This window comes from Hymenobacter psychrophilus, assembly GCF_900107135.1.
Classification (GTDB): Bacteria; Bacteroidota; Bacteroidia; order Cytophagales; family Hymenobacteraceae; genus Hymenobacter; species Hymenobacter psychrophilus.
On sequence record NZ_FNOV01000007.1, the window covers coordinates 198,976 to 223,466 of the forward strand.

Sequence of the window (24,491 nt, forward strand, 5' to 3'; positions counted from 1 at the left end):
TTTAGCTATTAGCTGTTAGCTGTTGTTCAAGAACCCCTATTGTTCTGCACAAAAAAAGGCCCCGCACTCAACCGAATGCGGGGCCTTGTTCGTTTTTTGAGCTAACAGCTAACAGCTAACAGCTAACAGCTAACAGCTAACAGCTAACAGCTAACAGCTAACAGCTAACAGCTAACAGCTGTTAGCTTAATTAAGCCAGATTTGGGCCACGGGCTCGAAGCGGTGCCGGGCAAAGGCGCCGTAGGGCCGCTCGGCGTAGAAGCCTAGCACATGCACCTGCCAGTGGCCGGAATGGGCATTGCGGCGCATTTGCACGGGGTACACCTGCCCGCGTGCGGGCCAGTCGCCAATGTAGTCGGCTGGCCGGTTCCGGGCGTTCACGCACCGGGCATACTGCTGCATCGGAAGGGGGACGGGAAGCTTCGTTTTTGACATATCCAAAGATACGGATATTGTTGCTTAAAACTAATATTATTAGTTAATAATTGATAGAAAAAAAAGGTGATCCTACTGTTGGGCTTGTGGCAGAAGTGGTGCTAACATGCATTCAATCCCCGGCAAGACGAATTGGTTACTATATTACTGTAAACCAATGTATTTTCGTTTTGCTAAATTGATTGGGCGAATTTTTATGATTCGAAGCCAGGTTTAGCGGCCCGGCGGCTACGGGCGTTTCAGGATGCGGTAGGTGGCCGCGCCGGCCGTTGTCTGCACCCGTATCAGGTAGAGGCCCGCCGGGTAAGCCGACAGGTCGAGCGAGGCAGTTGGCTGCTGGAAATTGTAGGCCGCCAACTGCTGCCCCAGCACCGACAGTACCCGCACCGTGGCCGGCCCAGCCGGTAGCTCCAGGCGCACCCGGCCCGCGGTGGGGTTGGGGTAGAGGCGGACGCCGGCCAGTATGCCCGCCTTGGTGGCGGTGGGCACCTGCTGGTAGCCGGCGGTGGCCGCATCCGCGGCGGCCTGCAGCTCGGCCAGCGAAGGGGCCGCCAGCACCGCGAAGGCCACCATTACCGAGTCGGCGGGGGCCAGGTAGGGAAGAACCGCGCCCACTACCTGGGCCGCATCGGTGCCAGCGGGCAGGCCGGCGCTGGCGTTGGTAGTGCTGCTGCTCAGCGTCAGCCACTTCTCGGCCCGGCTGAAACCGTCGCTGAGGCGCACCGGGCCGGTAGCCGCAGGGCTGGTATCGAGGCTGAAGACGCTGGGCTGCCCCCCGGCCAAGTGCTGCACACCGGCATATATGGTCTGGTTGGGTGCGTTGTACGCATAGCCCAAGCGGCGGGCGGCATCCCAGCCGGCCACGTTGTGGGCGGGGTCGTCGGGTAGGTCCCAATCCATAAACAAGCCCAGATGCAGCGGCCGGAGCGTATCGGCGGTGAGGTTGGTGAGCTGGTATTCGAGCAGCACGTAGCTCTGGTGCGGGGTAGCCGTCCGGGCGGTGGCCCGCTGGCGTAGCGCCACGCCCACGGCCTGCGGATTGGCGGCCGGCAGCTGCGCCTCACGCATTCTGCCCTCGGCCCGCTGGTTGGCGGCCCCGCTGGCGGAAGGCAGGCGGCGTACCTGGGCCACGGCTATAAAGTCGGCGTCGTTGCCGCGGTTGTCGTTGCGCACGTTGCTGGCCAGGCGCGTGGCCGAGGTGGCCAGCAGCAGGCCGCCCTCGGCCAGCAGCGGCGGGCCCTGGCGGTAGCTGATGCCCTCGCCGATGCTGGGGTTGGTGCCGTCATAGCCCAGATTGCCGCGGCTGGTGAGCGTCAGGTGCAGGTTGTTGGCATCGAGCACCACGTAATCGGGGTTGAGCAGCAGAGTTTCGTACTGGTACTCGGTGTAGCCGCTGGCCGCGTGGTGCAGGCGGTAGCGCAGCACGGCCTTGGTATTGAGCGGTACGCCCGCGGCCGCTACAGCCAGCCGGAAGGGTGTGGCCGCGTTGTCGACCTCGGCCAGCGTAGCCAGCGGGCCGGCCGCAAACTCGCCCTGGCGCACCAGCAAGTAGGGCGAAAGCGAGGTGAGCGTTACGGTGAGACCCGGCAGCTCGCGCAGCAGATTTTGCACCCGTACTATAAGGCGCAGCGTGTCGGCGGGCGCGTAGTAGCTGCGGGCCGGGGCAGCCATGCGGGCCACCACCCGGGCCGAGTAGGGCTGCTCCGACACGGCCCGAAACACGTTCAGGCGGCCCGAGCCCAGCCGGCCGGCGTAGGCCACGTTGCCGGGCAGGTTATCGATGAAATCGGTGGTGCGCCGCAGTTGGGCTGCCACTTGGGCCGCGTTGTAGCTTGGAAACCGGGCCCGCACCAGCGCCGCCGCGCCCGCCACCTGGGGCGCGGCAAACGACGAGCCGCCCACCTGGGCGTAGTCGGTATCGGTTACGCCCAGGGTCGTGAAAATGCCTTCGCCGGGAGCCGACACATCCACCCGGTAGCTGAAGGTGGCGGCCACGCTGCGCTCGTCGGTGCGGGCCGTCGAGGCCACCGATACCACGTGCTGGTAGCTGGCGGGGTAAAAGTCGAGGTCTTGGGGCGTGTTGCCGGCGGCGGCCACCACCACCACGTCGTGGTTGAGGACCGCGTAATTGATAACGTCCTGCTCGAAGCGCGAAGGAGCCCCCGTGCCGCCCCACGACAGGTTGATGACCCGGCAGCCGTGGTCGGCGGCGTACACGATGGCTTCGTAGCCGCCAAACGAACCCTCGGGGGTGGAGGGGTAGATTTTCAGGGGCAGGTAGCGCGACTTGTAGCCCACGCCGGCAATGCCGCGGCCGTTGTTGGTGGCCGCGGCCGCAATGCCGGTTACCAGTACGCCGTGGGTTAGGTCGGTGGGGTTGCGCAGGCGCTCGGGGTCGTTGTCGTTGTCGGCAAAATCCCAGCCGTAGTAGTTGTCCACGTAGCCGTCGCCGTCGTTATCAATCCCGTCGATGGGGTCGCGGCGGTTGAGCTGGTTCTGGTTCGTCAAGTCTTCGTGGCTGAAGCGGGTGCCGCCGTCGATAATGCCGATAACGACGCTCGTATCACCCTGGGTGATGCCCCAGGCCTGATGCGCGCGGATATTGCGCAGATAATACTGGCCCCCGGTGCCGGCCGAGTCGGCCTGCGGGTCGTTGGGCTGCTGTAGGTGCTGGTAGTTGTAGAGCGGTTCGGCGTATTCGACCAAGCCAGTTTTGAGTAGCCGCTGCCGCAACTGTTCCGGCGAGGTGCCGGCCGGCAGGCGCAGCTCGTAGAGCAGCCCCAAATCGACGGCTCCGGCCTGGGCGCGGGCGGCGGTGGGCGCGGCGGCCCGCGGGAACTTGGGCCGGGCCGTAGCGCCGAAGGAGCTGAGCGCGGTAGTGAGGGCCGCCGGCAGTACGGCCGGACCCGGCCGGCGCGGCTGGCTGGCATCGGCCGGGGAGGCTTTCAGCCGGAAAACCAGCACGCCCGGCCGCACCGTGCGGGTAGATGCGGGCACTGCGGCCGACTGGGCAACGGCTGACGCAGCACTGCCCAGCAGCAGCGCGACGCAGCAAAACCAACGTAGAGTTATAAGCATAGTACCAGAGAGATAGGGTAGAAGCGCGCGGTAGTCCGACGCTCAGGCAAACGAAACTGCGGCCCCGGCGGATTGGTTCGGGCGGGTTCGGGGCCTATTTCGTAAATTTAGCCACCCCGAAGCAGTTGGCCCGCGCTTTTCGATGAAGTAGCGGCCTTGGCCGGCCAGCGGCGGGGGTATTGTTGTATGGCGGGGCCTAAGGGGGCAGTAAGAAGCCGTTTTTGGCGGCCTGCTGTTTACTTTTCGGTTACCGCTGCTGTAGCATCGTACTCTGCTTTCCCACCCTTATTTTTCTACATGACCACTACCACCGACACCACCCAGAAGCACCAGGCCACCCTCGACGCGGCCGTGGAGGCCCTGCACGGCCGCACGTTCTTTGCCGCCTTCCCCGAAAACCCCTCGCCCGAAATCTATGGTGCCGACGCCGATAAGGAAGGCCGCGCCAGTTTCAAAGCCCACCGCGACCAGCGCTTCACCGAGCTGCAGCAGGGCGAGCCCGCCGGTTGGGCCGGCCAGGAAGAGTCGCCCTACGAGCAGGCTTCACTGGGCATTGAGTACCCGTACTACAAGCCCGAAACGCTGGTGCAGAACGCCCAGGAAGTATTCGGGCAGTGGCGCAAGCTCAAGCCGGCCGACCGCGCCGCGCTATTGACGGAGACGCTGGAGGGCATGAAGGACCGGTTTTTTGAAATCGCCTACGCCACCATGCACACCACCGGGCAGGCCTACATGATGTCGTTTCAGGCCAGTGGGCCGCACGCCGCCGACCGGGCCCTGGAGGCCATTGCCGCCGGCTACGAGGAGCAAACCCGCTTCCCGGAGGAAACCCGCTGGGAGAAGCCCATGGGTAAGTACAACATCACGCTGCATAAAACCTGGCGTGCCGTGCCCAAAGGCGTGGCCCTGGTTATCGGCTGCTCCACGTTCCCGACCTGGAATACGGTGCCCGGCATGTACGCCTCGCTGGTCACCGGCAACCCGGTTATCATCAAGCCCCACCCCAAGGCCGTGCTGCCCATCGCCATTGTGGTGGCCGAGGTGCAGAAAGTACTGGCCGCCCACGGCCTCGACCCGCGCATCTGCCAGCTGGCCGTAGACGCCAACGACCACCTGATTGCCAAGGAGCTGGCCGAGAATCCGGCCGTGAAGCTCATCGACTACACCGGTGGCTCGGCCTTCGGCGAGTACATTGAGGGGCTGAAAGGCAAGACGGTGTTCACCGAGAAAACCGGCGTCAACTCCATCATCCTCGACTCCTGCGACGACCTCGACAAGGTGGCCCAGAACCTGGCCTTCTCGGTGAGCCTGTACTCAGGGCAGATGTGCACCGCACCCCAGAACTTCTTCATTCCCGAAGGTGGCGTGAAAGTGGCCGGCGAACTGGTGCCCTACGAAGACGTGGTGCAGAAGCTGGCCGCCGCGGTAACCAGCCTGGCCCAGAACCCCAAGGCTGGCCCGCACGTGCTGGGCGCCATCCAAAGCGCCGCCACTCAGGAGCGGGTGCGCGACCTGGCCCTCGAAGGTAGCCGCTCGGTGCTGGCCCATGGCACCGTAGATAACCCCGTGTTCCAGAACGCCCGCACCTGTTCCACCAGCATTCAGGAGGTCGATGCCAGCCGCGTCGAGCAGTTCAGCCAGGAGCTGTTCGGCCCAATTATGCTCGTTATCAAAACCCGCGACACCCAGGAGAGTATCCGCCTGGCGGCCGATTTGGCCCGCGAGTACGGCGCCATTTCGTGCGGCGCTTACACCACCGATTCGGCTATCAAGGAGCAGATTATGGACGAGATGAGCTTGGCCGGCACGCCCGTCAGCTTCAACCTCACCGGTGGCATCTACGTGAACCAGAACGCGGGCTTCTCCGACTTCCACGTAACCGGCGGCAACCCGGCCGGCAACGCCAGCTTCACCAACCCCGAGTTCGTTATCAAGCGCTTCACCTGGGTAGGTTTCCGCGAGCCGGTTATGTAAGCTGTTAGCTGAGAGCTATTAGCTGTTAACTTCCGTTCAAAAAAGCTTTTCTTCGCACAAAGTAAGGCCCCGCACTCAACCGAGTGCGGGGCCTTATTCGTTTTGTCAGCTACCAGCTACCAGCTACCAGCTACCAGCTACCAGCTACCAGCTACCTAGCGGGCCTTTTTGTACTTGTACTTCTTGGGCGCGTCCACCATCCGGAATTTCTGCGGGTCGTTGGCATGCAAATCAATACCCAGGCCAATTGGGGTACGGTTTTTATAAGAACGCGACCGGTCGTTGGAGCGCTTAGTGGACGTGTTGCCGAAGCGAGTGGGGTGTTCCATGGCTTTGTCGCCGCTGGAGCAGGAGGCGGTGCTTACCAGTAGAAGACCCAGGACGGAGCAGAGTAAGGTATTTTTCATAATGCAGTGGGCAGGGTTGACAACTCGTAACCGCTACGCCAACAACGAATTGTAGCAGTAGCTCAGCTACTTATTTGGTCTTTGTACCCCGATCTACCTTAAAAGGATACAGTGGCCGCGGAAAAATACCAGCCACTTCCCGCAGGGCTCATAAACTCAGTAGTTCCCGAAAGCGCCCCGACTGCTGGCGCGATACTTCTACCTCAGGCCCGCCGCGAAGCCTGATTTTGAGTGTGTTGCTGAACCAGGGTTCGATGCTTTCTACCCAATTGAGGTTGATGATCTGCTGGCGGTTGGCCCGGAAGAAGGTGCGCGTATCGAGCCGCTGCTCCAGGTGCTGCAAGGTGCGCGGAATCAGGGGGCGGTGCTGGTCGAAATAGATTTGGGTGTAGCTGCCGTTGATTTCGAACAGCCTTACCTCAGCCAGGCGCACAAACCAACACTGCTCGCCATCCTTCACAAACACCTGGTCCTGCTCGGTGAGCGTGGATAGCGCCGGGGCCTCGGGCGCGGGCTTCGCCACCACTGCCGGGCGGTGCTCCGCCGGTGCCAGCCGCGCCTGCACCTTTTGCAGGGCCGCCGCCAGTCGCACTTCCTGAATGGGCTTGAGCAGGTAATCGAGCGCATTTACCTCAAAAGCCTGCAGCGCGTACTCGTCGTAGGCCGTAGTGAAAACTACCTGGGGCGCGGCCTCCAGCGAGGCCAGGAGCTCGAAACCGGTTTCACTGGGCATATGAATGTCGAGCAGCAGCAAATCGGGCCGCACGGTGGTCAGCAGCTCGCGGGCCTCGGCGGCGTGCCGGGCCTCACCCACCACGGTCACATCGGGGAAAGCGCCCAGCAGGTGCCGCAGCTCGGTGCGGGCCAGCCGCGAGTCATCGACGATAAGGGTTCTCATATTTCCATCACTGATTGACGCTGATTGGATTGATTTCGCTGATTTTTCGCTCCCAACTGAATGGGTAATGCGTAGCTCACTAACCCCTAACCCCTAACCCCTAACCCCTAACCCTTAACCCCTAACCAACCGGCAGCTGCAAATGGGCCACTACGGTGTTGGGGCAGTGCGGGTCGTTGGCCAGGTGCAGGTGGGCGGCGGGGCCGAAGAGCAGGGCCAGCCGCTCGCGGGCATTGCGCAGGCCCACGCCCTGCGGCTGGTCGGGCGTGGGGGCAAACCGGCCGGTGTTGCGCACGTTCAGGTGCAGGGTATTGGAGTCGTTGAGCTGGGCCGTAAGCTTGATGCTGCCACCTTCGGGACGGGGCGCGAGGCCGTGCTTGATGGCGTTTTCCACCAGCAGCTGCACCGTCATGGGCGGAATGAGGACGGACAGGGCGGCCGGGTCCACGTCGAGTGAATACGTCAGGCGCTCTTCGAGCTGCATGGCTTCGAGCTGGAGGTAGTGCTCCACAATTTCCAGCTCGCGGGCCAGCGGCACCTGCTCGGTGCTATTGAGCTGGATGGAATAGCGCAGCAGGTCGGAGAGGTGGGTAATCATGGCGCGGGCGCGGGCCGGGTCCTCCATCACCAGGGCCCGGATGTTGTTGAGCCCGTTGAACATGAAGTGCGGGTTGATCTGGGCCTTGAGCGTACGCATTTCGGCCTCGCGCACGGCCGCCGTCAGCTTCCACTTGTCTACTTCGGCCTGGCGCGAGCGGCTCAGGTAGTGCCAGCCGAAGTAAAACCCTTCCCAGAGCCACAGCAATATATTGACGTTCAGCGCGTAGCCGATAAACTGCCCCCAGCCGTAGGGTTGCCCGGTAGGAGCCGGCCGTATCAGCCAATAAATCAAGGCCCAGACGATAACCTGGCTTAGCACCGATAGCAGCAGGTTGGCCACCAGCAGCCGTCCCAGTAGCGGCAATGGCGCCAGCTGCGCCCAGCCCCGCGCCCGGATGTGGTAGCGTAGCGCGTGAGTCAGGCCCAGCAGGGTCAGCGCAATAGTCAGGCTGATGAGCAGGACGTCGACCGAAAACCGCCCCAAAGCGGAGAAGACCACCAGGTTGAATGTGGCGTAAAGAGTCCAGCCGGTTGCCTGGCAGTACCAGTAGGAGCGGTTGGGGGCGGGCACAGACATTTTTGCAAGACAGAAAATGTGGAAGAATGAGCAGGGCTTGCCCTGAATGAGGACTGCCCTGGGCGCTCATTTCGGTGATGCTGCCTTCGGTAGCCCGTGCCAGCGCCGTTCCAGCACCACAATAGTAATACCGTAGAGCAGCACAATCAGCAGCGGTAGCACTACGAAGCGCTGTGTGGGCAACAAATACCAAGCGGCCAGCAGCAGCCCCGTGCGGCCCACGGCATGAAATACACCCACCCAGTGCTGAATAATCCACGACAGCGGCAGCCACATCAGGCCCGTCAGAATGCCCACCGTGAGCGGCAGGGATGTGTAATCGGCCAGGAAAAACGGGATGGCCACGGCGTACACCAGCAGCGACATGGCCACGGTGTAAAAGAACAGCGTGTCAAAGGAATTTTTGGGCTGGCCGCGCCGGAAGAAGTCTTCGCCCGTGATGCGCGAGAACAGCATGCCCAGGTACACAATGCTGCCCGTGGCCCCGTAGAGCACCCACACCGCTGGGCGCGGCGGCAGCAGCAGCCCGGCAGCGGCTACCACCAGCCAGGCCGTGGCGCCGGCCAGTGGCATGGCCAGAAACCGCCGGCTGGTAAATGCGCGCCGCTGCTCGTCGAGGGAAATCGGACTCATAACCGGGAGTATTTGCAGGGAGCGGTAGGAAAAGTACGGGCTACTTGCGGGCCGCGGCCGACTGCTTCAGGAAAGCGTCGGTCTGCTGGAAAAACCAGGCTGTGTCATCCCACATCAGGAAGTGGCGGCCCGCTTCCGACATCTCCACGCGGTGGGCGGGCAGGGCGGCGTACTGGCGCTCAAAAATGGCCTTGGTGCTTTCCTTGGTCGAGCCGTAGTCTTTGTAGGCGGCCCAGGCCCCGAGTACCAGCACGGGCTGCCTGATGCGGCCCAGCTCGGCGCGCAAATCGGTGGTGTAGAGGTCGTACATGGCCTGGCCTACGGTAGCGGGGTCGGAGGCCATGCTCCAGCGGGTAGCCTGGCTGATGCGGGCCGTGTCGGTTATCATGGTCGCCGACATCTGGCGGGCGGCGGCGTAGGGCAGCTGGCCGGTCATCTGCCGGCGCATGTTGGCGGCCATCGGGCGGGCCATGGCCACCGTCATGTCGGGGTTTTGCATGGCGGCCAGAAACGGCAGCGAATCCACAATTACCAGCGGGCCCAGGGCTTCGGGGCGGGTTACGCTCAGCCACAGGGCCATAAAGCCGCCCAGGCTGTGGCCCACCACTACGGGCTTGCTGAGCTTCTGAGTCTGGATGTAGGTCAGCAGCTGGTCGCGCACGTTGCGCAGCAGCGAATCGGTGCTGGCCGGGGCCGCCGCGCCACCGAAGCCGGCCAGGCTAACGATGTGACACTGGTACTGCTTCTGGTAGCGGGCCACCGTTTCGTCCCAGACCGCGCCGGGGCAGGTCAGGCCCGGAATCAGCAGCATGGGCGCGCCCTTGCCCACCACCCGCACCGAGAAGTTGGGGTGCGCGGCCGGATTATCGGCCACGGCGGCGGCCAGGGCAGGGGTCGGAGCAGCAGCGGCGGCAGGCAGGGCAGTGGTGGCCAGTAGCAGGGCGGCGGCAGCGAAGGGGCGGAGGGCGGCGGTCAGTTTCATGGGGAAGAGGAAGAGAGGTGAAGTAGATGATTCAAACCTACTGCTCCTCCGGCGTCCCTGAAACTACTTTTCCGCGAACGGTCAATCGGCCCGTCGAATGGCTGGTGGGGCGGCCCGAATGGCGGCGGCCCTTTTACAGCAGGTCGCGCAAATCCTGCCGCAGGTTCTCCACGCCGCGCCGGATTTCTTCCCACACGCCCGTTTCGGAAGCAGGTGGAGCCGCGGCTGCTTCGGTGGGTGAGGCCGCCGTGGCCTGGTGCAGCTGCGCGAGCAGGCGGGCGCGCTTGCCTTCGAGGGCCTCGGCGTGCTGCTGATAGGTAGCAGTGGAGCCCGCCACGGTGGCGTGGGCCCGCCGGTGCAGCGTCTGGATTTTATCGTCCAGCTCATCGAGGGCCCGCTGCAGGTTGGCGGCGCTCAGGTGGGCCGGAACGCGGATATGGTCGGGGTCGGGAACGGTAGCCATTGCCAGAAAAAAAAGGAGGTGAAACGTGGCCGCGCATAGTAGCCGGCCGCAAGTAAGGAAACGGTGGTTCTTCGCCGAAGTTATCTTCAGCCGTTGCCCCACACGACCGGCAAATCCAGCTCGCGGGCCAGCGGGGCGGCAGCCGAAGCGTAAAGCAACGTCAGCAGCTCGTTTACGGCCGGGGCATACTCGACACGGTAGTCCTCGTGCAGCTTGCCGAACTGTTTGAGCACCTCGTGGGTGCGGCGCGCGAGGTGCTGGAGCAGCGGCTGGGTGGGGCCGTGCAGGCGGGCCGTAGCCTCGGGCTGCTCGCGCAGCACATTGGTCAGCAGCCGCAGCGTCAGCTCGATTTCGCCCTGGGTGTCGGCCGTAACTTTGGCGTGGTAGCTGAGCCGCTGCTGGAGCTGCCGCACAATATGCAGCAGGTCGTTGGGCGTTTGGTGGAAGCCGCGCACCGGGTCGTCGACCTGCTGTTGCAGCACTTCGCGGCGGGTTTCCAGCGCGTCGTCGCCCTCCAGCAGCCGGAAGGCGAGCTGCTCGATCAGCACAGCGTCTTTGGCCACGAGCTTGGTGAGCAGCTGGTCTTTTTCTTTGGTCGGCAGGGCCAGCAGGGCTTTGCGCAGGTCGGGGGAAAGCATCTTTTGGGAGCTGTTAGCTTAAAGCTATTAGCTGATAGCTTTTTGTTCTTGATAATACGTTGGTCAACTCAACGGGCCCACCAGTTCCGCCCGAGCCGGTAGGCGGACACGGCACCGAGTAGCAGCAGCAGTAGCGTGGAGTTGCGCCAGTCGGGGGATAGGAGTGGGGCGAACCAACCGAACTTCCAGAAGGCCGTGATGAAATCGTCGAACTGCACCCAAAATGGTTTATGAAGCACAGGAGGTAGATAACCGCCAGATACCCCACAAACCCAATCGGGTATTTCCTTGTAATTCGGGTCAGGCTTGCTAGTGAAAGTGTATAGAGTCGTCGGCTCATGGCGGATGTCAACCCAATACCTTTTCATGTCATACATATTGCACCAGTCCAATAGTTGAATCAGACTGGAATAGCTAGCCTCCTGACCAATTCGTACTTGTAGGCCCCGGTTGTAATTGGGGTCGGCTCCCAAGTGACGAAAAACGGCTTGGACGTTACGCAAGGCAAAGTAGTCTTCAAACAGGTTGCCTGTTACCGCCAATGTTTGCCAAGGGCGGAAGGCTGCAATTATAGCTGGCGAAGAGTAGGGAAGAGAGGTGCCCTCTACAGCATGATCAGCAAGAATAATTGAGTTAGGTCGTAATGGAGGAAAGGTTATTTCCATCACGTGCTGCACCCGCATCCCCCGCACCTGCGGCAACGCCACGCAACCCAGCCACAGCAGCCAAGCCAGCGCCAGTAGGCCCGGGGGCAGCAGCAGGGGGCGGCGGTAGCGGCGGGGGAGGGGCAGTAGGAGCATAAAGCTAACGGGTACATAATCAGAGATAAATGGATGGTTTCAGGCCGATGTTCAGACGAAACCAACTCCGGGGGTAATTTTGGGGTTAGTAGAACCCAATCTACCTGTTTTTCCTGTTGATGCGCTATTGCTCTGCCGCGCTGCTGCTGCTGCCCCTGCCGGCCCTGGCCCAAACGCCTCCCGCTGCCCCCGCCCCGCCCGATACCGCCCGCGCCGTAGCCCTGCCCGAAGCCACCGTGGCGGGTTACGGCCAGCAGCTGCCACTGCGCCGCACGGCCGCCGCCGTAGGCACCCTCGACCGGGCCGACTTTGAGCGGTTTCCGGATAATGCCCTTACCCAGGCCGTGAATACGCTGCCCGGCGTGCGGCTGGAGGAGCGGGCCACCGCCAGCTACCGCCTCAGCGTGCGCGGCAGCACGCTCCGCTCGCCCTTCGGGGTGCGCAACACCAAGGTCTATTACCAGGGTCTGCCCTTCACCGAGGCCAGCGGTAGCACGCCTCTCAACCTGCTCGACCCCAGCTTGCTGGGCGGGCTGGGGGTGATAAAAGGTCCGGCTGCCAGCGTGTATGGGGCCGGTACCGGCGGGGCCGTGCTGCTAACGGGCCGCCGCCCCGCCACGCCCGGCACGCACGTTTCGGCGGGCTTTACGGCGGGCAGCTACGGGCTGCGGCGCAGCACCGTGGCCATCGAAACGGCCACTGCCACCGGCTACCTGCGCGCCGCCTACGCCCGCCAGACGCTCGACGGCTACCGCCAGCAAAGCGCCCTGCGCCGCGACGTGCTCAGCCTGGATGGCGAGTGGCAGCTCACCGAGCGCCAGACCGTGAGCCTGCACGCCCTCTACGCCGACATCGACTACCAGCTGCCCGGCGGCCTCACGCGGGCACAGTTCGAGGCCGACCCGCGCCAGGCCCGGCCGGGCACGGCCACCGCGCCCGGTACCGTGCAACAGCGCACCTATTACGCCTCGCGCACCGGCCTGCTGGGGGCCAACCACGAAGCCCGCTTTACCGAGCGCCTCACGTTGCGCTCGGTGCTGTACCTGAGTGGCAGTCGCATCAATACGCCGTATTTAATTGATTTCGAGCGCAACACCCTGCTGGGCGGGGGCGGACGCACGGTGCTCAGCTACCGCACGGCTCTGGCCGGCCGCACCCTGCGCCTGCAGGCCGGCACCGAGGCGCAAACGGGTTTCAAGAGTGCCCGCAACTACCAGAACCGCGCCGGCCAGCCCGGGCCATTGCGCTACGATGACGAAATTCGCACCCTCACTGGCTTCGCCTTCGCTCAGGCCGACTACGAGCTGCCCGCCGAACTGCTGCTGACGGTGGGGGCCAGCTACAACCGCCTGCGCTACCGCATCAGCCGCCTCTCTGATGCCGCTGCCAACCCTATGGGCTACGAGTTAAACCGCGACTTCCGGCCCCAGGTGTCGCCGCGGGTGGCGCTGTTGCGCGAGTTTGGGCCGGGGTTGTCGGTGTATGGTAGCGTGAGCACGGGCTTCTCGCCGCCTACCGAGGAAGAAATCCGGCCTTCCGACGGCTCTATCAACCAGGCCCTGCAGGCCGAGCGGGCCACCAGCTACGAGCTGGGGGCGCGCGGGAAAGTCTGGCGGCAGCGCCTGCGCTACGATGTGGCCCTCTACGACCAGCGCCTGCGCCAGACCATCACCACCCGCACCACCGACCTGGGCACCCAGCTTTTCCTCAACGCCGGCACCACCCGCCAACGCGGGGCCGAGGTGGCGGTTAGCGGCTGGCTGTGGCAATCCGATGTTACAAGCAGCAAGGCCCAAACTGTCCGTTCTTCGGGGAGTGCTGCTGATGAGGAAGTCGGCCTGCGGGCCTTCGTGAGCTATGCCTACAACCACTACCGTTTCGGTAGCTACCAGCGCGGCGGTCAGGATTACAGCGGCAACCGCCTCACCGGCACCGCGCCTCACACGCTCACAGCCGGCCTCGATTTGCGCCAGCGTCACGGCTTCTACCTCAGCCCCACTGTCAACCACCAGACCCGCCTGCCGCTCAACGATGCCAACACCGCTTACGCCGCTGGCTACTGGACCATTGGTTCGCGGGGCGGCTGGCGCGGCCCACTGGGCCCGCTCACGCTGGATGTGTTCGGGGGCGGCGAAAACCTGGGCAACCGCCGCTACTCGTTGGGCAACGACCTCAACGGGTTCGGCGGCCGCTACTTCCAGCCCGCCGCCGCTCGCAACTGGTACGCGGGCATCCGGGCCAGTTTTTAGCTATAGAAGCTGTTTAGAAAGTCAAAAATTCTGTCATCCTGAGCGCAGCGAAGGACCTTGCCATGGCTGCACAATGGCGGCTCAGTCGTGATAAGGTCCTTCGCTGCGCTCAGGATGACACACTCGTAAAAAAGACGCCTTTGTAAACAGCTTCGTAGCTAACAGCTGTTGGCTCCGTTCAATAAAGGTGCAGTAAACTGCCGGAAACGCTGTCCGAATTGCACGCCTCTTGAGTGTATCTAATAGCTATCCACTCAAAAAAATCAAGAAGTTGGCAGCAGCAATATGGGTCGGGGGCTGTGCAAGAGTACCTGCGCCGTTACGCTCTGGTTGAACAGCTGCCCCCAGAAACTGCGCCGGCGCGCCGGTAGCACCAGCCAATCGGCCTGCAGTTCGGTGGCGGCGCGCACAATGGCTCCCGGTACGTCAGAATCGACCATGTTGTGTGCTGTAACCGGCAGCCCCAGGCCGGCCAGCAGCGGACTGGCGGTGAGGGTTTCGGCGGCAGATACGGATGTGGTGGTGGCTTTAGAGGCCACATGGCAACTGCTGAAACGTGGCCGCAGTTCTTCCAGCAACGCCCGCAGCCCGGTTGGGGGCGTAGCAAAATCAAGCGGCTCCCCATCAACGGCCAGCAGCAGGTGGCGGGGCGGCGCCGGCGCACCGGCCGACTGCGGCACGACCAGCAGCGGCGTGTTGGTAGAGCGCAGCAGCTGCAGGGCCGTGGTGCTCACCAGTTGGTCGGGCGTTTGCTGGGTGTCGGGCTTGCCCAGCACCACCAGGGCTGGCGCGTACTGCTCCACGGCAGCGGCCAAAGCCTCCGGTAGCCGGTCGGATACCGCCTCGCTGAGCACGGACACCGGCAGGCCCGCCGTGCGCTCGGCAAAGGCCGCTTCAATCTGCGCGTCGCTCAGGTGGCGGATGCTGCCGGTAAAGGCTTCCGGATCGAGCAGACTCTCGCGGCGCACGTACAGCAGCCGCAAAGGTGCCTTCAGCAACGCAGCCAGCGCCGCGGCATGGCGCAGGGCCAGGTCGGCATCGGGGCTGAAATCGGTTAGAACGAGCAGCGGAGCAGTCATAAGGCCAGAGGGTAACAAGGTGAAAAAGCCCGCTCTTAACCCGAGAGCGGTCCTGCCGGCGGCAGTTATAGCTCTATATACCTCAATTTCACTACACTTTCACCTTCTTGCCGGTGCGGGCGGCTTCGTAAATGGCGTGCACGAGGCGGATATCGCGCAGGCCTTCTTCACCGGGGGTTTTGGGCGTTTTATTTTTGAGTACGCACTCGGCCATGTGGTCGAGTTCGGCAGCAAACTGGTTGCCTTCCTTGAGCTGGGGCTCGCGCTGACCTTCTTTATCGCCGATAACTAGGTGGTGCCGGTCGTAATCGGTGGCCGGGTCGAGGTCGAGCCAGGCCTGCGAGCCGAAGGCGCGGAAACGCTTCACCTGCTGAATGCTGTAGGCGCTGGTGCAGGTAGCCAGTGTGCCGCCGGGAAAGCGCAGTGTGAAATGAATACGGTCCTCCACTTCCTGGAAGCGCGGGTCCGACTTATCGGTCATTTCCTGGGCCGTTACCTCGGTGGGCTCCTCGCCGGTAAGGTAGCGGGCGGCGTTGAGCGAGTAGATGCCGATGTCCATGAGTGAGCCCCCGCCCGCCATTTTCTGCACCACGCGCCAGGTATCGGCCGGGTCGTCTACCGGGTCTACAATGCGGCCGTGGTCGGCCGTGATTTGCAGTAGCTTGCCCAATTCGCCGCGGCGGATGCGGGCAATGGCATCGAGGTTGAAGGGCTCGTACTGGGCCCGATAGGCAATCATGAGCTTCTTGCCGGCTTTTTTGCAGGCCTCAATCATGCGCTGGCAGTCGGCTACGGTAGGTGCCATAGGCTTTTCGCTGAGCACATGCTTGCCGGCGCGGGCGGCCCGCTCGGTGTACTCGGCGTGCAGGGCGGGCGGCAGCACCACGTACACCACCTCCACGGCGGGGTTGTCGCGAATGGTATCGAAGTTCTGGTAGTTGTAGATGTTTTTCGGCTCGATGCCGTACGCGCGGGCCAGGCGGGCAGCTTTGTCGGGCGAGCCGCTAACCAACGCCACCAGGCGGGCGTGCTTGGTTTCTTTGAATGCGGGCATCATCTGCTCAGTGGCAAACTTACCCAGGCCCACAATGGCGAAGCCAATCTTCTTCTGGTCGGCGTGTTGCATAGCAGCTGATTCGGTTGAGGAGAGTGGGAAAGCGGCGCTGGGGCCGGCTACTGCAGCCAGGGCCGTACCCAGGCCAGCCCGGCGCAGAAACTGCCGTCGCGAAGCCGATGAGAAAGTTGAGTCCATCCGGAAGCGGGCAACGGGTGAATCTGATTCAACGGGTAAAAAGGCCTCTTGTTACGACGGACAGCCACTTTGCGTGTAGGCTCATCCGCAGAATCAGCTCCGCTAACCTGCCAAAAAGCCCCTTCGCCACGCGGGCAAAGGGGCCAGAAATAAGGCTATGCCGTATGAGCTTAGCGGTTGTTGTCGTCGATGGGATTGTTGAAGCCCGTAATGCGCAGCTCGTCGGTAGTTGATTCGGTATCGGGGTCGGGACCGGTAGTAGCGCCGCTGGGCGTGCCCGACATAGCATTTTCGAGTTGCGTGCTCGTGTCGAGCGTGCCTTCGGCGTCGTGCTTATAGCCGTACAGTTCCTCGCGGTGCTTTTGCTGCTCCTCGGTCAGGTTGCTATTTTTCGCGTCGAGGGCGGCGGCGGGGTCCTGGTTCAGCTTATCGTTGGATTCGTTTTTTTTATCGGTGCTCATCACAAAGTGGGTCTGGGGTGAAGGAAAAAGGCGTGGCGCCCTTAATCGTTGTTCGGCATTTCGTTTTCCTTGCCCGAGCCGGGAATGCCACGGCCGTTGTCGGCGCGCAGGGCGCTGAATTCGTCGGGGTTGTCGTTGGTACCTACGTTGGTGTTGCGCTCCTCTTGGGTATCGGAAGCCGGGGCAGTGGTGTGGTTGGCCGGTTCGTTGGTGGGCCAGTTGCGGGTGCCGCCGCCGTAGCGGGGGTCGTCTTTGGCCCACCCTTCACGCTGCTCATCGTACTCGGCGTCTTCGGCCTGGCGCACGGCGGCCGGGTCGAGGTTTTGCGGGGCGCTGCCGCGTTGTTCGGCAAAGGCCACCGAAGGGGCCGACTCGCCCCCTTTCGTTACGCTTTCGTTTTCATTCGTCGGCGCTTTCGGATTGTCGGGGTGGCCAAATTCGCCGTAGTTGGGGGTATCGTGGACAGTCTGCAAAGGGTCGCGGGAAGGGTCGGGGGCGTTGATGGGAGTGGTCGACATAAGAAAAGAGTAGGAGTAGGGGAGAATAGGGAAGAAACGGCAACGTAGGTAGCCGCTCTTGCCATTCATACGTAAACTTCCAGGAAATGGCGGTGTCCAGTTGGGCTTGCGCCTTTCCCGCCTTCCAATTCTTCCCCCTTTTTGCTCCTTCTATGTCGCTTCCTATTCAGCACCACCCCGAAAATCAGGAATTTACCGTTTCCCAGGATGGCCATTCGGCCGAGCTATCCTATAGCCTCCCCACCGAGGGCGTCATCGACTTCACCCATACTTTCGTTGAGGAGGAGTTGCGCGGCCAGGGTATCGGCGACGAACTGGCCAAAGCCTCCCTGGCCTACGCCCGCGAAAACAACCTGAAAGTGCGTACCACCTGCTCGTTTATGGCCGGCTACGTGGCTCAGCACCCCGACTACCAGGATTTGGTGGAAGGAAGCTAAGGGCTCTGCAACCCAGAATCCAACCAGCAAAAAGCCCCTGACATCCGCAAGGACATCAGGGGCTTTTTGGTTGTTAGTTGCTTGGGCCGAACCTACCGGCGTACTTCTACGCGGTTGGTGTAGGTTACGCCGTCGGCCGTTACGCGCAGCAGGTACAGGCCCTCGGCCAGCGGCTGCACGTCGAGCGTAGCCGTTTCGGTGGCCGATAGTGGCTGGGTGCGGCTCAGCACCTGCTGGCCCAGCATGTTATAAAGGCTGATGCTGGCCGACTGCCGGCCCCGCAGCTGAGGCAGGCGCACCTGCACGCGGCCGGTGGCCGGGTTGGGGAACACCTCCAGGCCCTCGCCCAAACGGGCCGCGCCAGTAGTGCCCGTAATTATTAAGCAGTTGCTGGAATGGGGACCGATTTGGTCGTACACGTCGGTACCCAAAAATGCCCACTCGGCCCGGGCAGCGGCCCAGCGCGGTTGCCCCTGTTTTACGGTTGGTAGGCGCATCAGCGTAGCATCGGTAGTACTGCCGCCGCCGGGCAACTGCCAGCCGCCAACCGGCTGCTGCCCGATAACACCGATAATGTCGAGCGTATCGCTGCCATCCATGAGCAGCAAGGCATCATCGCCATTGAAAAAGCCCACATTCGATTCTAAATCCGCTTGGGCTTTCACAATGGGCGAAGCCACGCCGGAGTTGGCAATTACATACTGTCTGCCGGAGGCCACGGTGCCGGTAAGCTCGACCGTAGCAGTGGCCGTTTTAGCACCGTTGCTGAACAGGCTTACGGTAATACCTTCCAGGTCGATTGAGGTAGTAGAAGGGTTGTAGATGGCAATGGCCTTGGTATTGCTGGCTTTGCCTTCAATGTAGCGCGAGAAGTATAATGCCGTGCAGGGCTCGGCGGGCAGCGCCACATCGTCGTTGAGAATGGTTAGCTCGTGGGTGCGCAGGGGGCCGAGCACCGCGCCGCCCGTGGTGGGCGTGCCCAGGGCCAGCAGCACCGTTTCGTTGGGCTCGGGCAGCACATCGCCCACAATGCTCACGGTTACGGCCTGGGTCTGGTCTACCTGGCCGGCCGCAAACGTGAGGCTGGTCGTATTCAGGGTATAGTCGGCGGGTGATGTGGCAGTGGTGCCGGACGCCAGCACAACTACCGGAATCGTAACGGCCGCCGTGGGCGCCGGGCCGGTCAGCGTTACGCTTACCGAGTAAACACTGGTGCCGTTGTTGCCCTCGTTTACGCTGGCTTTAGCCGTGGCAAACTGAATGGTGGGGGCCGGGCCGTCGTCGTTGAGAATGGTGAGCTCGTGCTGGGCCGGGCCGCCCACGGCCGCGCCGGTCGAGGGGTTGCTCAGGGCCAGCACCACGGTTTCATCGGCCTCGGGCGTCAGGTCGCCGTTGATGGTAACGGTAACCGGCTGGGTGGTCTGGCCGGCGGTAAAGGTCAGGGTCTGGGGCGTAGTGAAGACGAAATCCTGGCCGCTGGTGGCCGTCGAGCTGGCCGCCGCCAGGCTCAGCTGCACGGTAAGCGCAGTAGTAGGAGCGGGGCTGATGGTCACGCTGGTGGTGTAGGTGCTGGTGCCGCTGTTGCCCTCGGCAATGCTGCCGGTAGCGGTGGCAAACGCGAAGGTTGGCAGTACCTGGAAGCCCCAGGCGCGGGCCACTAAGTCGGGGTAGGCAATGTAGGGGTTGAAGTTGCCCTGGCTTTTAGCGGCGCGCCGGTTACGCTCCCGCTCAGTTGGATCAACCGGGTCGGCCAAATGCCACTGATAGAGCGTGTTCAGGTCGGCGGCGGCCGTAATTACATCTTTTCCCGGGTCAAATTTCTGGCCCTGGTGCATGGTGTAGAAGTAGAAGAGGGCCCGGGCCAGATTGCCCTTGTGGTCTTCGCGGGGCTCAAACTGCGAGTTGGTATCCTCGCTGTACTCGTCGATGTTGGTCGTCGGAATCGTCGTCTGGCCCACCGTGCCGCGCATCCAGAGCTGGGTCTGGTTGTCAGGAATTTCGGCAAACGGGTCGGAGCCGCGGTTCGAGTTCCAGGTGATGTAGGTCGGGAACAAGTGGTGAATATCCGAGCGCATCCGCACCTGCTCATCAAACCACGACTGCGGCACGGTATGCTCGCAGTTGATCTGCTTCACTACGCCGGTGCTGGTGTTAGTCGAATCGAGCCGTACGTTCTCGGTGTAGCCCGAGTACACGCACACCAAGCGGCCGTTCTGGTTGTCTACGTAGTTGTACATCCGGCCGCGGGCAGTGCCGTAATCGAGCTCCACGCGCTTGCCGTCGTACCAGTTCTGGCGCAGCCAGTCTTTCAGGTTCTGGCCCTGCAAGGCAGTGGGCGGAGCCTGAGGCATGGTCTGGGCTGAGGCCATGCCCAGCCCAAGGCACAGCACGGCGGTCAGCATGCGGGCGAAAAAGTGTTTCATCAAGTAGTAAGAAGAGTGAAAACCAAACTGTCCGTAAAGATCGGCAAAGATCCTCCGCCCGCAAACGCTCAGCTGTTGACGCTTTTATAAAGAAGCGCCGTCTTGGCCGGCGCGAACAAAAAAAGCGTCCGACCCCATAGAGGGTCGGACGCTTTGGCAGTTTTCAGAAATTTTGAAGTCTTACTTCGTCGGCATCAGCACGGTATCAATAACGTGGGTAACGCCATTCTTCGATACGGCATCGGCTACCGTTACCGTGGCCATGCCGCCTTTGGCATCGTGCAACATCACCGAGTTACCGCTACGGTGCACCATCAGCGTTTCGCCCTCTACAGTGGTCAGCGTCTGCCCATCCTTAAGGTCGGCGGCCATCAGGCGGCCGGGTACTACGTGGTAAGTTAGGATGGTGGTAAGCTTGGCTTTGTTTTCGGGCATTACCAACGTGTTCACAGTGCCAGCGGGCAGCTTGTCGAAGGCGGCGTTGGTGGGAGCGAATACGGTGAATGGTCCGTCACTCTTAAGCGTGTTTACCAAATCGGCGGCCTTCACGGCGGCTACCAGCGTGGTGTGGTCAGAAGAGTTAACGGCATTGTCTACAATGTCCTTATCAGGCGTCATCATAGCTCCCCCCACCATTACTCCGGCCGAGTTGGTCATGCTCATGTCGGCCATATCGGCACCCTCGCGGGGCTTGGTAGTAGCCTTCATTTTGGCTCCATTGGCCGATTTGCCCTTAACCTTGGTCTTGCCATCGTCGGCTACCTTGGTCTTGGTCATCATCCCATCTTCGGTAGTAACCTTGGTCTTTTCGTCGTCCGATTTTTTGGTCATCTTACCCTGGGCTACGGCCGAGCCGGCACTGAAGGTAAGGGAAAGAGCCAGGGCGGAAAGCAAATACTTGTTCATAGGTAGGCAATTTAGTAGGAGTGGAAACTCAGGCGTACCGTTGAGGTAAGCGCCCGCCTTATACGAGCTACTTGGCTCAAAAGATGCGCCGCCGCCACTGCTTCCTGCCCAGCCTCACCCAAAGGGCATAAAAAAAGCCCTCCGCGTTCAGGCAGAGGGCTTAGGTGTGGTCGCGCTAGGAATCGAACCTAGATCTAGAGCTTCGGAGGCTCCCATACTATCCGTTGTACTACGCAACCCGGTAGTGAGGCGCAAAACTAGAGAGAAAAAGGGCGTTTGCCAAACCTGTTTCCGCTTTTTCTGCGAAATCCTGTACCCCTGCCAAGTAACCTTCCGACGGGCTAGGCAGTTAATTAGCCAAACCTCTTTCTCACCAGCTATTCCTTTTTATGGCAAGCACCGAAAAAAAGACGCTCTATACCGCCGACGCCACCGCTATCGGCGGCCGTAGCGGCCATGTCCGCTCCGCTACCGGCATCATCGACCTCGAAATGTCGGTGCCCGAAGGCCTGGGTGGCAAAAAGAACGCCACTAACCCCGAGGAGCTGTTTGCCGCCGGCTACTCCTCCTGCTTTCAGCAGGCGCTACTCGTTATTGCCCAGCGCGCCGGCGACAAGCTCGACCCCGGTACCGAAGTAAAATGTTCGGTCTCGTTGTTCCAGGAGGGCGAAGCCTACGGACTTTCGGCTGTGCTCGATGTGGACCTGAAAGCCTTCGACGAGCAGAAAACCATGGATATGGTGCGCCAGGCCCACACTATCTGCCCCTACTCGGTGGGTACCCGTGGCAATATGGAAGTGGAGCTGCGCGTGAAGGGCAAAGCCATTTCCGTGAAAGCCGAAGACAACGCCGGTGTTGCCAGCGAGAAGTAAAACCCGCTAAGCAGTAAGCAAGAATGGCCGTTGAACGACTCCCGAAAGGGGCGTTCAACGGCCATTCTTGCTTTTAAGCGCTTGCTAATTACTTAGCCAGTACTTCCTTCACGCGCTCGGCAGCGTCTTTCAACAGCACGGCCGAGTACACCTTCAGGCCACTCTCGTCGATGATGCGGGCGCCTTCTTCGGCGTTGGTGCCCTGCAGACGCACGATGATGGGCACGCGGATGTCGCCGATGTTTTTGTAGGCTTCCACCACGCCGTTGGCCACCCGGTCGCAACGCACGATACCACCGAAGATGTTGATCAGGATGGCCTGCACGTTCGGGTCCTTCAGGATGATGCGGAAACCGGCTTCTACGGTTTCGGCCGAGGCCCCTCCCCCAACGTCGAGGAAGTTGGCCGGCTCGCCGCCGCTCAGCTTGATGATATCCATAGTGGCCATGGCCAGACCAGCCCCGTTCACCATGCAGCCCACGTTGCCGTCGAGCTTCACATAGTTCAGGTTCGAGGCCGAGGCTTCTACTTCCAGCGGGTCTTCCTCGTTGGTGTCGCGCAGGGCGGCGAAGTCCTTGTGGCGGTAGAGGGCGTTTTCGTCCAGGTCCACCTTGGCGTCAACGGCCAGAATCTTGTTGTCCGAGGTCTTCAACACGGGGTTGATTTCGAACATGGCCGAATCGGTTTCGTCGTAAGCCTTATACAGGGCCGTCACGAACTTCACCATCTCCTTGAACGCCTCGCCCGACAGGCCCAGGTTGAAGGCGATTTTGCGGGCCTGGAAGCCCTGCAGACCTACGCGCGGGTCGATATGCTCGCGGTGAATTTTCTCGGGATGCGCCTCGGCCACTTCCTCGATATCTACGCCGCCTTCGGTGGTATAGATGATAACGTTCTGACCAGTAGCACGGTCGAGCAGCACACTCATGTAGTACTCCTTGGTCTCCGACTCGCCGGGGTAGTACACATCCTGGGCCACGAGCACCTTGTGCACCTTGCGGCCTTCGGCGCCGGTTTGCTTGGTAACGAGCTGCATGCCGATGATCTGGCCGGCAATTTCCTTTACCTGCTCCAGGCTTTTGGCGAGTTTCACCCCACCGCCTTTGCCGCGGCCGCCGGCATGAATCTGGGCCTTAATAACGTACCAGCTGGTGCCGGTGTCGGCGGTGAGCTTTTCGGCAGCCGCTACGGCCTCTTCAGCCGTATTGGCCACGATGCCTTCCTGTATGCGCACGCCGTAGCGCTTCAAAATGTCTTTGCCCTGATACTCGTGAATGTTCATAGAGGTCAGTTATGGGGGTGGTTTCTAACCGCGAAAGTAGGTAGAATTGAGTTGGGAGTTGGTGGGGGAGGGGGAATTATTGGGTAATAAAGTGCTGGCGTGAGGAGGTTATGGCTCAAGAAAGTCTATCATCCTGAGCCGAGCGCAGGACCTGCAAAGAGGCTAACGGCAAGCATTCGCCTCGCTCTGGGTCCTGCGCTCCGCTTAGGATGACAGGTTTTATTTCAGTTCCTACCTTTCTCTACTACCTTATCCGCCCTTCAAAAACCACTCGCTCATCACCCGCTCGGCAGGCTTGTGCTGGGGCGTGAAGTCGGAGTGGCGGCGGGCGGGGCCGTCGGGCTGCAGGCCGGGGTACCACTTCCAGATGAACAGACCCTTAAACCAGGGCCGGGGCCAGAATGTCTCGAACAGGGCGGCGTAGCAGGCAGCCTGGGTGGCCTCATCGGCCGGGGCCAGCAGGTCGAGCTGCTGGGGCCACTCCCAGGGCTTGGCGGCCGCGTTGGCGGTGGTTTTGTAGCCGGCTTCGGTGAACACGACGGGCTTGTTGTAGCGCTTCTGCACGGCGGAAATGTGGCGTAGCGGCTCCTGCCAGCCGGCCAGCAGCTGGGCTTTCGTGGGGCTGGTTTGGGTGCTGAGCGGGAAGTAGGCCTGCACCCCGATGAAGTCCAGCGCATCCCAGAATTTCACCTGCTCGAACTCGCCGCTCCAGTTGGCCGCGTACGTGAGGGGCCCGTGGTACACCTGCCGGACTTGCCCGATAAGCGCCCGCCACTCGGCCTCGTGGCCCACGGTGCGCTCCAGCTCGGTGCCGATGCACAGGGCGTCGAGCCGGCCCGTTTCGGCCAGCCGGGCATAGTGCAGGATGAAAACCGAGTAGCTGCTGAACCAGGTCTGCCAGTCGGTTTCGGAGGCCATGTTGATGTCGCCTGACCAGTTGCTAGGGCCGCGCAGCCACAAATGAGGCTTGAGCAGCGTGCGGATGCCGTGCTCCTTGGCGCGTTGGGCCGTAAGCAGGATGCCCGCGTCGCTTTCGCCCCAGTAACGGCGGCTGGCCACGCCGCTGCGCAGCTGCACCGTGGGCTCGGCCGCGCCCGCCTGCCAGCCGAAGGGCATCTGGGCAATCCAGGTCACGCCGGCCTTGGTTAGTGGCTCCAGGTCGAGCATGGAGGCCGAATCGGTGCCCACCCAGCTCACGCCCCGCAGCCGGCCATCGGGCGGGGGCGGGGTGGTGGGCAGCGGAGCCAGGGCGGCCGCCCCCGCGGGCGTTGGCCGCAGGGCCGGCACGGTGCGCGGCCAGTACCACCAGCCGGCCGCCAGCGCCAGCAGCACGGTGGCCGTCAGCACTAGCCCGCCGAGCCAGCGCGGGAACGAAAAAGCAGGGAGGGGCATAGAAGACAGCATACGAACCGGGAAGGTACGCCCGTTGGGGCTTGCGCGCGCTGCCCGCCCCCCTGGCCGGGCCGAATGCCACCGCAACGCCCGACATTCCGTAGATTTGTTTCCGTACTCCTATATCTGGCCCCG

Annotated in this window: 22 protein-coding genes and 1 tRNA gene; 4 read left to right on the forward strand and 19 right to left on the reverse strand. The window is 62.3% G+C overall.

Annotation, left to right across the window (positions count from 1 at the left end; genetic code table 11):
- Positions 1-186: 186 nt before the first annotated feature.
- Positions 187-381 carry a hypothetical protein gene (locus BLW21_RS12325; RefSeq protein WP_139255197.1) on the reverse strand — a complete coding sequence of 65 codons (195 nt, stop codon included), beginning with the start codon at positions 379-381 and terminating at the stop codon, positions 187-189.
- A 282-nt stretch (positions 382-663) separates the two neighbouring features.
- Positions 664-3,513, reverse strand: coding sequence for a S8 family peptidase (locus BLW21_RS12330; protein ID WP_092740431.1), 2,850 nt, complete (start codon positions 3,511-3,513; stop codon positions 664-666).
- 297 nt (positions 3,514-3,810) lie between these two features.
- Here BLW21_RS12330 and paaN point away from each other — a divergent pair, with 297 nt between their 5' ends.
- Positions 3,811-5,487 (forward strand): phenylacetic acid degradation protein PaaN, encoded by a 1,677-nt coding sequence (gene paaN / locus BLW21_RS12335; RefSeq protein ID WP_092740433.1) that lies wholly within the window; start codon positions 3,811-3,813, stop codon positions 5,485-5,487.
- Positions 5,488-5,642: 155 nt separating this feature from the next.
- Here paaN and BLW21_RS12340 read toward each other — a convergent pair whose 3' ends face one another.
- The 8 genes from BLW21_RS12340 to BLW21_RS12375 all read right to left on the reverse strand — a co-directional run bounded on the left by BLW21_RS12340 (position 5,643) and on the right by BLW21_RS12375 (position 11,485).
- On the reverse strand, positions 5,643-5,894 hold the full coding sequence (locus BLW21_RS12340; RefSeq protein WP_092740435.1) for a hypothetical protein: 252 nt from the start codon (positions 5,892-5,894) through the stop codon (positions 5,643-5,645).
- Between the two features lie 148 nt (positions 5,895-6,042).
- Positions 6,043-6,792, reverse strand: a complete 750-nt coding sequence (locus tag BLW21_RS12345; protein WP_092740437.1) for a LytR/AlgR family response regulator transcription factor — start codon at positions 6,790-6,792, stop codon at positions 6,043-6,045.
- Positions 6,793-6,913: 121 nt separating this feature from the next.
- Positions 6,914-7,969: a sensor histidine kinase gene (locus BLW21_RS12350; protein ID WP_092740439.1), complete on the reverse strand. Its 1,056-nt coding sequence runs from the start codon at positions 7,967-7,969 to the stop codon at positions 6,914-6,916.
- A gap of 66 nt (positions 7,970-8,035) precedes the next feature.
- Positions 8,036-8,602, reverse strand: coding sequence for a DUF7010 family protein (locus BLW21_RS12355; RefSeq protein ID WP_092740441.1), 567 nt, complete (start codon positions 8,600-8,602; stop codon positions 8,036-8,038).
- 40 nt (positions 8,603-8,642) lie between these two features.
- The gene (locus BLW21_RS12360; RefSeq protein WP_092740443.1) at positions 8,643-9,584 is read right to left on the reverse strand and encodes an alpha/beta fold hydrolase; all 942 of its coding nucleotides are present in this window, start codon (positions 9,582-9,584) and stop codon (positions 8,643-8,645) included.
- Between the two features lie 133 nt (positions 9,585-9,717).
- On the reverse strand, positions 9,718-10,047 hold the full coding sequence (locus BLW21_RS12365) for a hypothetical protein (protein WP_092740445.1): 330 nt from the start codon (positions 10,045-10,047) through the stop codon (positions 9,718-9,720).
- Between the two features lie 86 nt (positions 10,048-10,133).
- Entirely contained in the window at positions 10,134-10,685 is a 552-nt protein-coding gene (locus BLW21_RS12370) for a hypothetical protein (RefSeq protein ID WP_092740447.1), read from the reverse strand.
- A gap of 68 nt (positions 10,686-10,753) precedes the next feature.
- The gene (locus BLW21_RS12375; RefSeq protein WP_092740449.1) at positions 10,754-11,485 is read right to left on the reverse strand and encodes a hypothetical protein; all 732 of its coding nucleotides are present in this window, start codon (positions 11,483-11,485) and stop codon (positions 10,754-10,756) included.
- Positions 11,486-11,604: 119 nt separating this feature from the next.
- Between BLW21_RS12375 and BLW21_RS12380 the strand changes: the two genes are divergently transcribed.
- Positions 11,605-13,734, forward strand: a complete 2,130-nt coding sequence (locus BLW21_RS12380; protein WP_092740451.1) for a TonB-dependent receptor family protein — start codon at positions 11,605-11,607, stop codon at positions 13,732-13,734.
- Between the two features lie 263 nt (positions 13,735-13,997).
- Here BLW21_RS12380 and BLW21_RS12385 read toward each other — a convergent pair whose 3' ends face one another.
- The 4 genes from BLW21_RS12385 to BLW21_RS12400 all read right to left on the reverse strand — a co-directional run bounded on the left by BLW21_RS12385 (position 13,998) and on the right by BLW21_RS12400 (position 17,044).
- The gene (locus tag BLW21_RS12385; protein ID WP_092740453.1) at positions 13,998-14,813 is read right to left on the reverse strand and encodes a universal stress protein; all 816 of its coding nucleotides are present in this window, start codon (positions 14,811-14,813) and stop codon (positions 13,998-14,000) included.
- A 91-nt stretch (positions 14,814-14,904) separates the two neighbouring features.
- Positions 14,905-16,065, reverse strand: coding sequence for a Gfo/Idh/MocA family protein (locus BLW21_RS12390; protein WP_092740455.1), 1,161 nt, complete (start codon positions 16,063-16,065; stop codon positions 14,905-14,907).
- Between the two features lie 170 nt (positions 16,066-16,235).
- Positions 16,236-16,526 carry a hypothetical protein gene (locus BLW21_RS12395; protein ID WP_092740457.1) on the reverse strand — a complete coding sequence of 97 codons (291 nt, stop codon included), beginning with the start codon at positions 16,524-16,526 and terminating at the stop codon, positions 16,236-16,238.
- A gap of 41 nt (positions 16,527-16,567) precedes the next feature.
- Positions 16,568-17,044, reverse strand: a complete 477-nt coding sequence (locus tag BLW21_RS12400) for a hypothetical protein (RefSeq protein WP_092740459.1) — start codon at positions 17,042-17,044, stop codon at positions 16,568-16,570.
- Positions 17,045-17,196: 152 nt separating this feature from the next.
- Between BLW21_RS12400 and BLW21_RS12405 the strand changes: the two genes are divergently transcribed.
- Positions 17,197-17,481 (forward strand): GNAT family N-acetyltransferase, encoded by a 285-nt coding sequence (locus BLW21_RS12405; protein ID WP_175470953.1) that lies wholly within the window; start codon positions 17,197-17,199, stop codon positions 17,479-17,481.
- Positions 17,482-17,573: 92 nt separating this feature from the next.
- Here the strand turns inward: BLW21_RS12405 and BLW21_RS12410 are convergent, their stop codons facing one another.
- The 3 genes from BLW21_RS12410 to BLW21_RS12420 all read right to left on the reverse strand — a co-directional run bounded on the left by BLW21_RS12410 (position 17,574) and on the right by BLW21_RS12420 (position 21,049).
- A complete protein-coding gene (locus tag BLW21_RS12410; RefSeq protein WP_092740463.1) occupies positions 17,574-19,904 on the reverse strand; it encodes an endonuclease in 2,331 nt (776 codons plus the stop codon).
- Positions 19,905-20,084: 180 nt separating this feature from the next.
- On the reverse strand, positions 20,085-20,576 hold the full coding sequence (locus BLW21_RS12415; protein WP_245711892.1) for a fasciclin domain-containing protein: 492 nt from the start codon (positions 20,574-20,576) through the stop codon (positions 20,085-20,087).
- 401 nt (positions 20,577-20,977) lie between these two features.
- Positions 20,978-21,049: transfer RNA gene (locus BLW21_RS12420), tRNA-Arg, on the reverse strand.
- A 150-nt stretch (positions 21,050-21,199) separates the two neighbouring features.
- On the opposite strand from BLW21_RS12420, the gene BLW21_RS12425 reads away from it, so the two are divergent.
- The gene (locus BLW21_RS12425; RefSeq protein ID WP_092740465.1) at positions 21,200-21,682 is read left to right on the forward strand and encodes an Ohr family peroxiredoxin; all 483 of its coding nucleotides are present in this window, start codon (positions 21,200-21,202) and stop codon (positions 21,680-21,682) included.
- 88 nt (positions 21,683-21,770) lie between these two features.
- Here the strand turns inward: BLW21_RS12425 and sucC are convergent, their stop codons facing one another.
- Both sucC and BLW21_RS12435 read right to left on the reverse strand, forming a co-directional pair.
- Positions 21,771-22,964 (reverse strand): ADP-forming succinate--CoA ligase subunit beta, encoded by a 1,194-nt coding sequence (gene sucC / locus BLW21_RS12430; protein WP_092740467.1) that lies wholly within the window; start codon positions 22,962-22,964, stop codon positions 21,771-21,773.
- A gap of 249 nt (positions 22,965-23,213) precedes the next feature.
- The gene (locus BLW21_RS12435) at positions 23,214-24,356 is read right to left on the reverse strand and encodes a glycoside hydrolase family 113 (RefSeq protein WP_092740469.1); all 1,143 of its coding nucleotides are present in this window, start codon (positions 24,354-24,356) and stop codon (positions 23,214-23,216) included.
- Positions 24,357-24,491: the final 135 nt, after the last annotated feature.